Genomic DNA, 13,841 nt, shown 5'->3' on the forward strand with positions numbered 1-13,841 from the left:
GAGGGATTTCCTAATTCAGTGACTTCATTTTGTGATGATAGGCTTTAAAATTACCTATCTCTTCCTTTGCTTCCTTCTCTAATGAGACGCTGCGCGTTGGCGTAAGCCTCTTGTAGAGATAACGGGGTTCGTAAAAAAATTAGGTATTCCTCAAGCTGGAAGGGATTGTTGACAAGTTTGTTAACTTTTCAATTAGCCATGCATACCACTTCTCTAACCCAGTACCAGTAGTTGCAGAAACCTGAAAAATCTGAATTTGGGGATTTATTTGTTTAGCATATTCTATGCACTTTTGAACATCAAAATCTACATAAGGCAGCAAATCAATTTTGGTGAGAATCATGATGTTACTCGCACGGAACATGTGGGGATATTTTATCGGCTTATCTTCTCCTTCCGTGACAGAGAGAATCACAACTTTTGCCTGTTCTCCTAAATCAAATAAGGCTGGACAAACCAAATTTCCTACATTTTCAATCATCACAACTGAATTCAAAGGCGGATTCAGTTTTTGTAAACCCCTCTCTATCATTGATGCATCTAAATGACAGCCTGTTCCAGTGTTGATTTGGATGACTTTAGAACCAGTTTCTTTAATTTTTTTGGCATCGTTAGCAGTTTCTTGGTCGCCTTCAATGACACTGATAGATAATTGATGTTTTAAATCATTGATGGTTTGCGTCAAAAGAGTTGTTTTCCCAGCACCGGGAGAACTCATTAAATTTAAAGCGAGAATATTTCGACCTTTAAACCATCCCCGATTTTGGGCAGCTAGTAGGTTATTATTTGCTAATATATCCTGTTCTAAGGATATCGTTGTCTTGTGTATTTTAGCATGAATTTGAGGTGCTTTTATATGAGTGTCATGACTGTGGGAATGAGTGATGATTCCATCTGATAAAGTGTGAGTATGATTATGTTCAGTTTCATCTGTTTCCAGATTGGTAATTTTGATTTCGCCATCATCAGAACAACCGCAAGTTACACACATAATTCCTCTATTTCTATTTCTTTAATTTTCAGTTCTTCACCAGTAATTAAATCTAATTCCACGCTACCGCAGTTACAGATACCAAATGGTTTATCTAAATAAATTTCTGCACCGCATTGGCGACATCGCCCTAATCCAGGAATTTCTAAAATTTCTAATGTCGCCCCTGCTAAAAGTGTGCCTTGAGTGCAAATATCAAAACAAAATCGGATAGCGTCGGGCATAATGGCTGAAAGTTTGCCAATTTCTAATAAAACTCGCTGTACTTTTGCGCCTTTGGCATGTTCAGTCACAATTGCCACAATATTTTGGGTAATTCCAAATTCGTGCATATTATAAATCTATTAAAGATTAACAAATTCGTGGCAATTGGTCGCCTACCAACATATCAACAATTCTTTCTGCACCAAAAACTGTTTTTAACAATACGATACCTGGGGGTGAGGTAATAACTTCGCCAATAATACAAGCATCTTTGCCTGCTGGGTGTAATTTCATAGCAGATAAAACAGTTTCTGCATATTTCCCTGGCATCACTACAACTAATTTACCTTCATTAGCTAAATACAATGGGTCTAAACCGAGAATTTCGCAAACTCCGTTGACTTCTTCGCGCACTGGGATAGATTCTTCAAAGAGACGAATTCCCACATTAGAACTAAGGGCAAATTCATTTAAGACTGTGGCTAAACCACCGCGTGTGGCATCTCGCATAGCATGAACTTGAGGACATACATGCAGAATAGTTTCTACTAAACTATGTAGCGGCTGACAATCACTTTCAATATTAGTTTCTAAAGCTAATTCCCCACGGGCAATTAAAATTGCTGTCCCATGATTGCCTATTTCACCATTAATTATTATTGTATCTCCCGGTTGAATATTGCGGGCGGAAATACTAACTCCTTGCGGGATGATACCAATACCAGCAGTATTAATAAATAGTTTATCAGCAGCACCACGATGTACAACTTTTGTGTCACCAGTGACAATTTTTACACCAGCTTTTTCTGCGGCTGCTTTCATGCTGGCTGCGACACGCCGTAAGGTTTCTACAGGTAATCCTTCTTCTAAAATTACGCTACAAGTTAAATATAAAGGTTTAGCACCACTGACAGCTAAATCATTAACTGTGCCGTTGACGGCTAATTCTCCTATATCACTACCGGGAAAAAATAACGGGTCTACAACATAAGAATCTGTTGTAAATGCTAGTCTGTCTCCTTGTTGCATGAGACTGGCTAAATTAAAGCTGGCTTGGTCTTCTAGTTGGGAGAGAATTGGATTATCAAAATTACTGACAAAGATATCATCTATTAAATCGCGCATGGCTTTACCACCGCTACCATGTGCGAGAGTTATATGAGTGTCTTGTATTTTACCTTGGCGACGGCGGGCTTGTTCTATTTTTTGGAATAGGGGATTTTGTATTGAGTTTGGGGGGGGAATATTCATTTTAAAATGGAGGATTTTTTGAAATTCAGAGTATTTGTGATATTAGTCTGAGGAGAAGCCGCAGGCGGGGAGAGGTTCTTGAGTTATAGCTACTTTTGGTTTTTGGGCGATTGTTTTTTTGGCAATGTTGGAGAGTCGCCCATATTTGTAATAGGCTGCACAAGCACCTTCGGAAGATACCATGCAAGTACCGATTGGTGTTTCTGGTGTGCAAGCTGTACCGAATACTTTACACTCCCAAGGCTTTAAGACTCCTTTGAGAATTTCTCCACATTTACAAGCTTTATGGTCGGCTACTTTGAGATTAGGAATGGTAAATTTAAGTTCGGCATCAAATTGAGCATATTCAGATTGAATTTTTAATCCTGAATAGGGGATGTCACCTAAGCCGCGCCAATCAAAACTATCTCGCACGGCAAAAACTTTATTTATGGCTTGCAGTGCTACTGTGTTCCCGCTTTTTTGGACAATTCTGTTATATTGGTTTTCAACTTCACAACGATTTTCTACTAGCTGTTGCAATAGCATCCAAATTGATTGCAGAATATCTAAGGGTTCAAATCCTGAGACAACAATTGGCTTATTATATTGTTGGGAAATAAATTCATAAGGGTCAGTGCCAATTACCATGCTGACATGGCCAGGCCCAACAAATCCATCAAGTTGTAAATCGGGATTATCTAATAGTGCTTTGAGGGCGGGAATCACAAGGACGTGATTGGAAAACATACTAAAGTTATGAATTTCTTCGGCTGCTGCTTGCAGGATGGTGAAAGCGGTGCTGGGGGCTGTGGTTTCAAAGCCTAAGGCGAAGAAGACTACTTCTTTGTCGGGGTTATCTCTGGCAATTTGCAGGCTGTCTAGGGGAGAGTACACCATACGGATGTCTGCACCTTGTGCCCTGGCTTGCAGTAAAGTTGTTTTGGAACCGGGAACTCGCATTGCGTCGCCAAAGGTGGCAAAAATGACGTTATGATTTTGGGAGATTGCGATCGCATCATCTAATCTCCCTTTTGGCATAACGCATACTGGACAACCAGGCCCATGAATTAGTTCAATGGCTGGGGGTAAAATTTCTTCGATACCATATTTAAATATGGAATGGGTATGTCCGCCGCATACTTCCATGATTTTGATGGGTTTTTCTAGTCGATGGCATAATTTGGCGATTTCACGGCATAAGGCTTCAGCTTTTTCCGGTTCGCGGAATTCGTCAACATATTTCATAGGAAGTGAGGAGTGGTGAGTTTTATGTATCAGTTAATTTCGCTTTTGTGGGAATGAGTTTTTTTTTTACGAACCGCGAAGGGCGCGAAGGGCGCGAAGAAAGAAAGAAAGAAAGGCGTGAGTTTTAGACTCTTTCTCTGTACCTCTACGCTTATGCATAAGATAAAAAAGTTCTTTTAAGTACTAATCCCTGTTTGTGCTGCTGCTAATTCTTGAAAGAGTTGTAATGTTTCTGCTGCTTCTTGTTCGTTAATTCGATTCATGGCAAAGCCAACATGCACCAGCACCCAATCGCCAATACAAGCTTCGAGGGGATGTTGTTCATCTACGATACAAGCAATATTTACTTCGCGCTTAACACCACCAATGTCAACTATGGCTAATTTATGCTTTATGTTGGTAATTTCTATAATTTGTCCGGGGATTCCTAAGCACATTTTTTTCTTTAAGATAAACTAACCGCAGAGGCGCGGAGAACACAGAGAGAATTATTTGTGACGAAAAGGTTATGAAATATCAATTTTCAATGTATTAATTGTGCGGCGGCAATCACTGCTTGTCCTAAAGATAAGCCGCCGTCATTAGCTGGAACTAAGCTGTGAGTGAGTACTTTTATTCCTAATGTTTGTAATCGTTTGGTAACTTGCTCTAACAATATACAATTTTGAAAGACTCCTCCTGTTAAAGCTACCTGATTAATCAGATTTTCTTGACAAAGATACTTAACCATTTCCACAATGGCATTAGCTAAACCTTTGTGAAATTTCGCAGCTATAACTGGTTCTGGAATCTGCTGCTGTAAGTCATTGAGTAAGGCTTGCCACATTGGGCGCGGGTCTATACAATAAATACTATCTGAAAAGCTAAAGTTAAAAGGATATATTGGCGTTTCTTTATGATTATTTAAGCTACTAACATCTACTATAGCTTCCATTGCGATCGCAGCTTGTCCTTCATAGCTACATTCATCTCTATAAATACCGATAGCTGCTGCCACTGCATCGAACAACCGCCCCACGGAAGAAGCTGGAGGAGAGTTAATTTTTTTCTCAATAAGTTGATTGAGTAGATTTAGTGGCTTGTTTTTCAGAAATTTTATGATTTCTAAATCAGCATACTGTTGTTGGCAATCATCCCAAAGGTTAGCAGCTATTAATTGGGCGTAGGTGTTACGCCAAGGCTGATAAATTGCTTGTTCACCACCAATCATTACTACTGGTTTAAATGTTGCTAGTCGTTGAAATTTTCGATAATCTGCTAAAAGAAATTCTCCGCCCCAGAGTGTACCATCATCACCGTAGCCTAAACCATCTAAAGCGATACCTAATATTGGAGGTGAATCTAAAGGAATCTCATTTTCTGCCATGCAAGCAGCGATATGGGCGTGATGATGCTGGATTTGATGAATTGGGATTTGATTTGTCTTTGCTAGTTGTTTACCAAGTTTGCTTGAGAGGTATTCAGGATGTTTATCAAAAGTGATTATTTTTGGTTGATGTTCAAATAAATTTAAGTATAAATTTAAAGTCTCTTGATAAGCATTGAAAGCCGCAGCATTTTCTAAATCTCCCAGGTGTTGAGAGATAATTGCTTCTCCTTCACGCAGTAAGCAAAAGGTATTTTTTAACTCACTACCCATTGCTAAAATTTGCGGGACATTGTGAAATCCTGGTGGTAAACTAATCGGTGCTGGTGCATATCCTCTGGCACGGCGAATTGTTTGAGCTTTATTACCCGTAACACGCACAACCGAATCATCTACCCGATTAATAATCTCTCGATTGTGAAAGAGGAAATAATCAGCGATTGTCCCTAATTTATTTCTTGCTTCCTGATTATCAATACATTGTGGTTCATCGGCTAGATTGCCACTTGTTAAAACAATTGGGCGATTCATCCGCCGCAGAATTAAATGATGTAAAGGCGTATAAGGTAGCATAAAACCGAGGCTATTTTGCCCCGATGCTATCGATGATGCTACTACTTTTTTACCTGTCGCTTGTAGTAAAACAATTGGTGCAGCAGAACTTGCCAATAATTCCTTTTCTTTAGCGTTAACAGTGCAATATTCTTCAATTACCTCAATATCTCGCGCCATTAAAGCAAAAGGTTTATAATAGCGCCTTTTGCGCTGACGTAGTTTTTGTACAACGGTTTCCTGAGTTGCATCGCAAGCCAGATGAATACCACCTAACCCTTTAATTGCTACAATTTCACCCTTTTGCAACAAGGTACAAACGGCATCAACATCATCCAGCATAGAAAACATGGAAGCAGTAACCGATTTCCCATCAGCGCGTTCTAACCAAGCTGTGGGGCCACAAACATAACAAGCTACAGGTTGGGCATGAAAACGGCGGTTTTCAACATCATGGTATTCCTTTGCACATTCGGGACATATAGCAAACGCAGACATACTGGTATTGCATCTGTCGTAAGGAATCGCACGAATAATACTCAGGCGGGGGCCGCAATGAGTACAGTTAGTAAAAGGGTAGCGATAAAAGCGGCTAAAGGGGTCGAATATTTCTTGTTGACATTGCGAACAAGTAGCTGCATCAGGGGTAATTTCTGTTTTAATGGCATTACTGACACTAGTAGAAATCACAAAATTATCAAATTTTAATTCACCTTCATAAGGAGTTCTAATTATCTGATTAATTTTTGCCAACGGTGGACATTCTGTTTGCAATCTGGCAATAAATTTGGTTATTTCTTCCTCACTACCAGATACCTTAATTAAAACACCTTGGCCATCATTACAAACATCTCCACGCAAACCGCAGGCTTTAGCAAGACGATATACAGTAGGGCGAAAACCTACTCCTTGAACAGTACCATTAACTCTAATTTCTTCAGTCGGCATAGTTAAACTGCCACAGCAATATTCGGTTATTTCCAGAATCAGCGATTACCGCCGTATTGCCACAAATTTTTATCCCGTAACACCAATTTAAGCTGTCTCGTTTTGGCAGTCCGAAATTCCGATTTTCACCTTTACTTTGAAAATCTATTTGTGCTGCCAACCCATCTGCCATTACACCTTGCAATGATAAAATTGATTCTGGCTTTCTCCATCCTAACAAACGAGAATTAGCAGTATCTGCAACTACTAACCAATCTCCAGTCACCCCTACACCATAAGGCATACTCAAGCTACTAGCACTAGGATAATAAACTCCTTGATTCATTTCCACAAAATCAAAGTTTTTTTGTCCTAAAACTACTGCACAAGGGGCATTATTTTCTGTTGGTATTCCCTGCCAAATCATTATTCGGTGATTACCTGCATCGCTGACAACCAGATTTTCTCCCCAAAAGGTGATGTCGTGACACCAACGCATACTCGCTGCGGTTGCAGAACCACCGCCGTTTTCATTGCGAGATATCATATCCGGTTGTCCTAAAACTAAATCAGCCGGTTGACCATTTTCTGTTGGTAACTGATGCCAAATTAATAGTCTTCGATTACCAGTGTCAGCAATAAATAGCCGTCCTTGATAATAGAAAATACCATAAGGCCAGTGCATTGTCCTAGCAGATGCTGCTTGATTTCCTCGATTTGGTTCATTATCGGTAAAATTCACTTGCCCTAATACCAAATCTGCTGGAACATTGTTATCTTCTGGTAAGTTTTTCCAAATCAAAACCCGATGATTCCAAGCATCTGCTACAGCTAACCCTTCGCCGCAAGCACAAATTCCAGTTGGTACACTTAAGGTTGCCTTTCCCGGTGTATTTTTAGCATTTTGTCCTTCATGATAAAAATCAGGTTGTCCAATTACCCAATCAGCCGATTGACTATCTCTTGTGGGTAAATTCTGCCATCCTAATAATCGATGATGTCCGGTATCTGATACCCATAACGGGCCAGTTTCTGATACTAAACAAGCACCACGAGGCCCAAACATTGTTACGGGACTGGGTGCTACAGGTATGACTAATTGTTCTGGTTCAATAATGTTGCCTAAAATTACCTCTGCACCTTGAGGTGATAGAGGTAATTCTTGATAAATTTCTGTTGCTTCTAGCGGTAATTGTGATATGGGATTAATTTTGATTGGGATATCCATGAACCGCAAATAGACGCTGATAATTATTTAAAAACATTAATGTTGATTAGCGTGTAACAACAGTAACAGTTTAGCATTATGCTTTTTTCAAATTAAGTTAAAACCTTTAATCAACTTCCGTATTAATCAAGCTTAAAAAAATCTAGCTAATAGTAATTTTTGCTACATAGCGAATCTTCGGCATGAGTGCGCGATATACTGAAATGAGAAAGCAAACTGGGGTTTGAGAAAGTAAAAGCTCATTTTGCTTGCGGAAAACACTAAAATGAGTAAGTCAAATCACCTTTTGCTTGCGGAAAACACCAAAATGAGTAAGCAAACTGGGGTTTGAATAAGTCAAATGACCTTTTGCTTGCGGAAAACACCAAAATGAGTAAGCAAACTGGGGTTTGAATAAGTCAAATGCCATTTTGAGAAAGTAATATGTCATTTTGCTTTCTCAAAACACTAAAATCGTTACCTGAATTACACAAATGAGAATGAATTCAGGGATATTGAGAAAGCATTTAGGCATTTTGCTTGCACAAGACACTGAAATAAATACGCGAACTACTGAAATGAAAAAGCAAAGTAGCTGTGATTGACTAATTGTCAAGTATATTTGCTGAAATGTTACCTTTGCATGATCATTTTTGCAGTTTCACAAAAACCTTATCGTCTTTAATCCTCACTTGATACGACTGAAGCGAAACATCAGGTGCAGTTAAGCATTCACCTGTCTCTAACTTATACTGAAATCCGTGGGAAGGACAGGTAATAATACCATTTTCAACCTTACCCTTTTCTAAGGGAGATCCTAGATGAGCGCAAGCATTAAGGTAACATTTTACTGTAGTACCTTGACGATGTAAAATTAGTGAATTACCAGCAAGTTGTACTGCTACTACACTAAATTCAGGAACTTCATCAATAGTTGCTACTTTGATCCAAGTAGAAGTTATTTTGGCAGAAAAGGGACTGATTAAACCAGAATTAGCGTTGTTAACAGTAGGGTTGTTATTGACTGCAACTACTTTGGTAATTTCAGGACAATGGTTTTTTATTGCCTGTTCTACTCCTTGAGATAAAGTCAAAGTAGAAGTTGGACAACTGCTACAAGTTCCAATTAATCTGACTTCTACTGTATCTGGTGGCTTAATTGCCACCAATTCTACATCTCCATTATGGCTTTTTAAATCTGGGCGAACTTCTTCAAGGGCTGTCTGAATGCGCTGTGCTAATGGTGGTTTTGGTGGTTTAACTAGTTCGTGATACAGTAGTACTGCATACACTACTTCATCTGCAACAGCATGACGCAAAGCTGGCATTGATTCTTGTTTTAAGCTTTTAATCAAACTAGTCAATGCAGCTTTATGCAAAGCTTCAATTGCCCTTTTTAAACCCACTGCTACACACCGTTGGCTTTCATCCCAATCGGATATAATTGCCTCAAAACGATTAATTTCCTGAACTAATTCTTCAAGATTGGGCATGGGTATTGGAAAACAACTAACAAACAACTAATGACTAATGACAATTCACTTCATTTTGAAGTCTTTGAGAAGAAATGGCATAATCATACCCGTCACTAAGCTAGATAATATTATTGGTATGTAGAAAGGAATTGGTGCTTGTGCGAGTAATACTAGCAAGAAGAAACCTACAGCACTACCAATAGCAGTTTGCTTGACAAAATACACTGGGTCGCGTAGTAGCTTTCCTTTCAAAAATAACTTGGCAGAAAACCAACCTATCTCTAACATATTTTCTCCTAATAATTTGTCAATAAATTTAAGGCAGCAAGCCCTAAAAGGATAGCAGGAATTACACCAGCAGGGGCAAATAATGCACCAAGCATTGCTGAAAACTGATAGCCTATATCTTTCCCAGCTAATAGCATTCCACCAATTGCACCGCCGACCATAGACAAGGCTGCTGCTATGATTAACCACACGAATTCTGTTGCTATATTCAGATCACCATCTGCTAAACTTGTGAGAAAATTTATCACATTTGGGTAGGTTAAAATATCTCTCATGCTGTTTTTTCCTCATTATTAAAGTTAAAAGTGAAGAGTGAAATATAGTGAGTTTTGTATGCAATACACTTTGACCTCTATCCTAAAAAGAGAGAGGCTTTGAATCTTACTCCCTTTCTCTTGTAGGGAAGGGGCTGGGGGTTAGGTCTGTATTGGACTACACTGAGAAGCACTATAGATCCATAACTCATAACTCTTAATCCTTCATTTCTGCTTTGACATCTTCTAGCGCTTGAAGTACTACCTCTACTTGTGCAATTTGTTGGTATTCTGTAAATATTTCTAAAGCATCTTGATAGTAGACACGCGCTTGCAAAAGGTTTTTAGGATTACCAGCTTCTGGTTTTTCCTGGTCGTCTGGTAAATTGAATAAGGCATTGGCTTTATTGGAAATTGTGTTAGCGTATTCTAGAGGTGTATCTTTAGAGTTACGCACTTTTAGGGCTTCGTCATAAGCTGCGATCGCTCTTAAATTATTCTCCACAGGATGGGAACTCACTAAATATTGCAAAGCGTTACCTAAATTGTTTTGCAACATCGCATATTCTCTAGGATGATCAATCAAGTTAATATGCTTTAGTGCCACCTCAAATGATTGCACAGCTAACCCTTGACGCAAGTATTCCCGTTCCGATGCTAGGGGCATAGAAAGGTAAGCGATCGCAATATTGTTATACAAAATCGCGTATTCTTGAGGGTAATCTTCCCAAGTAAACACCCGCAACGCCTCATGATAAGCCTGGATGCTATCAGTTATCCGCGCCAAATTGAATGGCACTAGCGACTGCAACACCAGCCCAAAATTCATCTGCGTCTCTGCCACTTCCTCTGGCGTTGCTAATTGTTGTAAAATCGGTAATGCCTCTTCATAACCGACTTTCGCTTGCATCAACAGTTGGTAATCAGCATCCGGTATTGCCTGTAATGTCCCCGCCATACCCACTTGGGCCCTGGCTTTCAGTAGGGGATATTCCTCACCACACATTTCATAGGCCCGGTAATATAACCCAACTGCATTTCGCAAGTCTTGGGCAGCTTTGGGCTTTTTTTGAAAGCCCTGTGCTATCTCGATCAGCATTTGGATTTTTTCCTCTGCTGTAGCTGACTCCGATGCAACAGCTGCGATCGCAGCCTTGACTGCTGAATCTGTAATGCTGGGGGTCATAACTCTGCCGTACTCTAGCCAATTGGGAATTGAGTCCAACACCCATGAATGATCAAGACACGTTTATGTGTCTAGTCACGGGCCATACTGATTTACGCAGGCTTCGAGTCCTTTAGGCGGAATTCCCCTTTTTTGTTTGATACTAAGGATGAGTTACTGGCGATTAGGGAAGAGTTTTCCCAGTACCCAATACCCAATCCCCAGTCATTAAAATATAAAACACCCTATTTCTAAAATTCTAGGGGGAAATTGCTAATATTAATGTCAGCTTTAAACACCTAATATTTTTTAAATACTTTTTGTATCATCATCTTATACAATTTCAAGATTTTTTATTGAATTGTTAACATACATAATATTTAGTGTACTTGAAATAGTCGCCACTGGATCGTCGAAGTGTAAAATACGTTAATCAACTGTAAAACAAGTTCCCTTGAAAACAGACAGTATCTTTTATCGGATCTTTCAGAGTATCCCCAGCACTTTCTTTGAACTGATTAACCAACCACCCCAACTAGCTAGTGTTTACCAATTTTCTTCAGTAGAAGTCAAACAACTGGCGTTTAGAATTGATGGTGTCTTTCTCCCAAATACACCAGAGTTACCGATTTATTTTGCCGAAGTGCAATTTCAGTCAGACAAAAAATTCTACTCACGTTTGTTTACCGAAATCTTTAACTATCTCGACAAAACCGAATTAACTAACAATTGGCGTGGTGTTGTCATCTTCCCCAATCGCAGCGTTGATACTGGAGATACTGAAAGATATACAGAATTACTCAACTCACAACGAGTAACTCGCGTCTATCTTGACGAATTAAGCTCAATTGAGGCATCATCAATCGGCATAGAGACAGTTAAACTCATTATCGAACCTGAATCAACTGCCACAATAAAAGCTATAGAAATAGTCAACAGTGCCCGACAGCAAATTCCAGATGTCACTACTATTAGGGAAATTATACAATTGATAGAGACGATATTAATTTACAAGTTGCCGCGATTGAGCCAGGAGGAGATTGGAAAAATGTTTGGATCAAATGAGTTAAAGCAAACTAGATTTTACCAAGATGTTTTTGCAGAAGGCAGACAAGAAGGGAAACAAGAAGGTAGGCAAGAAGGGAAACAAGAAGGTAGACAAGAAGGTAGACAAGAAGGGAAACAAGAAGGGAAGTTAGAAGCGATACCCCAGTTATTAGGGTTAGGTTTAAGTATTGAGCAGATAGCTCAAGCGTTAGGTTTGGACGAACAACTTGTTAGGCAAGCTGCACAACCAAAATTTTAGAACAACTGATATATAGCTAACGGGGTGCAAAGTCTTGTGCCCCAATATTTTGCTGAATTTTACTTGGTTATCACATTAAAATATGACTGCTTAAAATACTCATACTTTTGTAAAAATTAACAGTTAGTAGTAATTATTACAGAGTTTTAACAGTAATTAAGGTGATTTATGATGAAAAAAATACTTATGTTGACGAGTTTCGACTTACCTCGGCTCCGGCTCCATCGAGCGAAGTCGAGATGCTCGGCACGAGTCGCTCAACTCTCGACCACTCAGTTGGTTGAGCGAACTTGTACTGAGCGAAGTCGTTGGCGCAGCCTCTGCAAGAGTTGTAGTCGAAACCAACGGCTATGGTAATTTTATTACTAGAATTCACCTAATTCAGTAGACAAGATTATTTAACGTCAGTAACTAAAAAACGATAATTCTGTTTTTACTATTTTTTATTTATTAAATCTGTTACGAGTATAACAAACATAATATTTTCAAACAATCTCGTAAAAACTTTAGCTATTGTTAATGATTAATTCTTTTTTAATGAAATAGAATTCAATAAAAAAATATCTTAAAATTGAAAAATAAATATTGATAAACAGGTGAAACCTTGCAAGCATTATCACCTACATCATGCATGGGAAACAATAGAAAAACGCATAGCCGATGACTAATGTACTATGGCTACAAGGTGGTGCTTGTTCCGGCAACACCATGTCATTCCTCAACGCCGAAGAACCGACAGTCTGCGATTTAATTGCCGACTTTGGCATCAATTTACTTTGGCATCCATCCTTGGGGTTAGAAATAGGCAACAACTTGCAAACAATGCTGCGAGATTGCATTTCTGGCACAATTCCCCTAGATATCTTGGTATTTGAAGGCAGTGTTGTTAACGCCCCCAACGGCACTGGCGAATGGAATCGGTTTGCCGATCGCGCCATGAAAGATTGGTTAGCAGACCTCGCCAAAGTTGCTCATTTTATCGTAGCTGTGGGAGACTGTGCAACCTGGGGAGGAATTCCTGCCATGTCACCCAACCCCACCGAATCGGAAGGTTTGCAATTTCTCAAGCGTCAAGAAGGCGGCTTTTTAGGTAAAGACTTCTTGTCTCAAGCCGGATTACCTGTAATTAATATACCTGGATGTCCCGCCCATCCCGACTGGATTACGCAGATATTAGTTGCGATCGCTACTGGACGCATAGCAGACATTGCTTTCGATGAACTAAATCGTCCCCAAACCTTCTTCAACACCTATACCCAAACAGGTTGTACCCGCAACGTCCACTTTGCCTACAAAGCCTCAACCGCCGAATTTGGTCAGCGTAAAGGCTGCCTATTTTATGACTTGGGTTGTCGCGGCCCCATGACTCATTCCTCCTGCAACCGCATCTTATGGAATCGCGTTTCCTCCAAAACTCGCGCCGGAATGCCTTGTTTAGGTTGCACAGAACCAGAATTTCCCTTTTTTGACCTCAAACCAGGAACTGTATTCAAAACCCAAACAGTAATGGGAGTTCCCAAAGAATTACCGCCAGGTGTGAACAAAAAAGACTACGCCTTACTCACAATGATCGCCAAAGATGCCACACCAGCTTGGGCAGAAGAAGACTTTTTTACAGTTTAGTCATT

The 13,841-nt window shown here is 39.6% G+C and carries 13 protein-coding genes; 2 read left to right on the forward strand and 11 right to left on the reverse strand.

Going from position 1 to position 13,841, the window contains the following annotated elements; translation table 11 throughout:
• Positions 1-139: 139 nt before the first annotated feature.
• The 11 genes from hypB to NLP_RS24405 form a co-directional block, all read right to left on the reverse strand.
• Entirely contained in the window at positions 140-991 is an 852-nt protein-coding gene (gene hypB / locus NLP_RS24355; protein WP_104908572.1) for a hydrogenase nickel incorporation protein HypB, read from the reverse strand.
• Positions 982-1,323, reverse strand: a complete 342-nt coding sequence (locus tag NLP_RS24360) for a hydrogenase maturation nickel metallochaperone HypA/HybF (RefSeq protein ID WP_104908573.1) — start codon at positions 1,321-1,323, stop codon at positions 982-984. Before NLP_RS24360 ends, hypB begins: the two co-directional genes overlap by 10 nt.
• A 19-nt stretch (positions 1,324-1,342) precedes the next feature.
• Positions 1,343-2,446 (reverse strand): hydrogenase expression/formation protein HypE, encoded by a 1,104-nt coding sequence (hypE, locus tag NLP_RS24365; RefSeq protein ID WP_104908574.1) that lies wholly within the window; start codon positions 2,444-2,446, stop codon positions 1,343-1,345.
• Positions 2,447-2,488: 42 nt separating this feature from the next.
• Positions 2,489-3,673, reverse strand: coding sequence for a hydrogenase formation protein HypD (gene hypD, locus NLP_RS24370; protein WP_104908575.1), 1,185 nt, complete (start codon positions 3,671-3,673; stop codon positions 2,489-2,491).
• Between the two features lie 176 nt (positions 3,674-3,849).
• On the reverse strand, positions 3,850-4,110 hold the full coding sequence (locus tag NLP_RS24375) for a HypC/HybG/HupF family hydrogenase formation chaperone (protein ID WP_104908576.1): 261 nt from the start codon (positions 4,108-4,110) through the stop codon (positions 3,850-3,852).
• An 86-nt stretch (positions 4,111-4,196) separates the two neighbouring features.
• Positions 4,197-6,539, reverse strand: coding sequence for a carbamoyltransferase HypF (hypF, locus tag NLP_RS24380; protein ID WP_104908577.1), 2,343 nt, complete (start codon positions 6,537-6,539; stop codon positions 4,197-4,199).
• Positions 6,529-7,746, reverse strand: coding sequence for a hypothetical protein (locus tag NLP_RS24385; protein WP_234017051.1), 1,218 nt, complete (start codon positions 7,744-7,746; stop codon positions 6,529-6,531). Before NLP_RS24385 ends, hypF begins: the two co-directional genes overlap by 11 nt.
• A 626-nt stretch (positions 7,747-8,372) precedes the next feature.
• Positions 8,373-9,218 (reverse strand): NifU family protein, encoded by an 846-nt coding sequence (locus tag NLP_RS24390; RefSeq protein WP_104908578.1) that lies wholly within the window; start codon positions 9,216-9,218, stop codon positions 8,373-8,375.
• A gap of 45 nt (positions 9,219-9,263) precedes the next feature.
• The gene (locus NLP_RS24395; protein ID WP_104908579.1) at positions 9,264-9,488 is read right to left on the reverse strand and encodes a hypothetical protein; all 225 of its coding nucleotides are present in this window, start codon (positions 9,486-9,488) and stop codon (positions 9,264-9,266) included.
• A gap of 8 nt (positions 9,489-9,496) precedes the next feature.
• Complete coding sequence (locus NLP_RS24400) at positions 9,497-9,763, reverse strand: hypothetical protein (RefSeq protein WP_104908580.1); 267 nt, start codon at positions 9,761-9,763, stop codon at positions 9,497-9,499.
• A gap of 196 nt (positions 9,764-9,959) precedes the next feature.
• Positions 9,960-10,928 carry a hypothetical protein gene (locus NLP_RS24405; protein ID WP_104908581.1) on the reverse strand — a complete coding sequence of 323 codons (969 nt, stop codon included), beginning with the start codon at positions 10,926-10,928 and terminating at the stop codon, positions 9,960-9,962.
• Between the two features lie 433 nt (positions 10,929-11,361).
• On the opposite strand from NLP_RS24405, the gene NLP_RS24410 reads away from it, so the two are divergent.
• Positions 11,362-12,213: an Rpn family recombination-promoting nuclease/putative transposase gene (locus NLP_RS24410; protein ID WP_104908582.1), complete on the forward strand. Its 852-nt coding sequence runs from the start codon at positions 11,362-11,364 to the stop codon at positions 12,211-12,213.
• Positions 12,214-12,873: 660 nt separating this feature from the next.
• Entirely contained in the window at positions 12,874-13,836 is a 963-nt protein-coding gene (locus NLP_RS24415; RefSeq protein ID WP_104908583.1) for a hydrogenase small subunit, read from the forward strand.
• The last annotated feature ends 5 nt before the right edge of the window (positions 13,837-13,841 follow it).

The organism is Nostoc sp. 'Lobaria pulmonaria (5183) cyanobiont', from assembly GCF_002949795.1.
Taxonomy (GTDB): Bacteria; Cyanobacteriota; Cyanobacteriia; order Cyanobacteriales; family Nostocaceae; genus Nostoc.

Coding starts and splice junctions, on each gene's coding strand:
- hypB (WP_104908572.1), bottom strand. CDS start 991: ATGTGTGTAACTTGCGGTTGTTCTGATGATGGCGAAATCAAAATTACC.
- NLP_RS24360 (WP_104908573.1), bottom strand. CDS start 1,323: ATGCACGAATTTGGAATTACCCAAAATATTGTGGCAATTGTGACTGAA.
- hypE (WP_104908574.1), bottom strand. CDS start 2,446: ATGAATATTCCCCCCCCAAACTCAATACAAAATCCCCTATTCCAAAAA.
- hypD (WP_104908575.1), bottom strand. CDS start 3,673: ATGAAATATGTTGACGAATTCCGCGAACCGGAAAAAGCTGAAGCCTTA.
- NLP_RS24375 (WP_104908576.1), bottom strand. CDS start 4,110: ATGTGCTTAGGAATCCCCGGACAAATTATAGAAATTACCAACATAAAG.
- hypF (WP_104908577.1), bottom strand. CDS start 6,539: ATGCCGACTGAAGAAATTAGAGTTAATGGTACTGTTCAAGGAGTAGGT.
- NLP_RS24385 (WP_234017051.1), bottom strand. CDS start 7,746: ATGGATATCCCAATCAAAATTAATCCCATATCACAATTACCGCTAGAA.
- NLP_RS24390 (WP_104908578.1), bottom strand. CDS start 9,218: ATGCCCAATCTTGAAGAATTAGTTCAGGAAATTAATCGTTTTGAGGCA.
- NLP_RS24395 (WP_104908579.1), bottom strand. CDS start 9,488: ATGTTAGAGATAGGTTGGTTTTCTGCCAAGTTATTTTTGAAAGGAAAG.
- NLP_RS24400 (WP_104908580.1), bottom strand. CDS start 9,763: ATGAGAGATATTTTAACCTACCCAAATGTGATAAATTTTCTCACAAGT.
- NLP_RS24405 (WP_104908581.1), bottom strand. CDS start 10,928: ATGACCCCCAGCATTACAGATTCAGCAGTCAAGGCTGCGATCGCAGCT.
- NLP_RS24415 (WP_104908583.1), top strand. CDS start 12,874: ATGACTAATGTACTATGGCTACAAGGTGGTGCTTGTTCCGGCAACACC.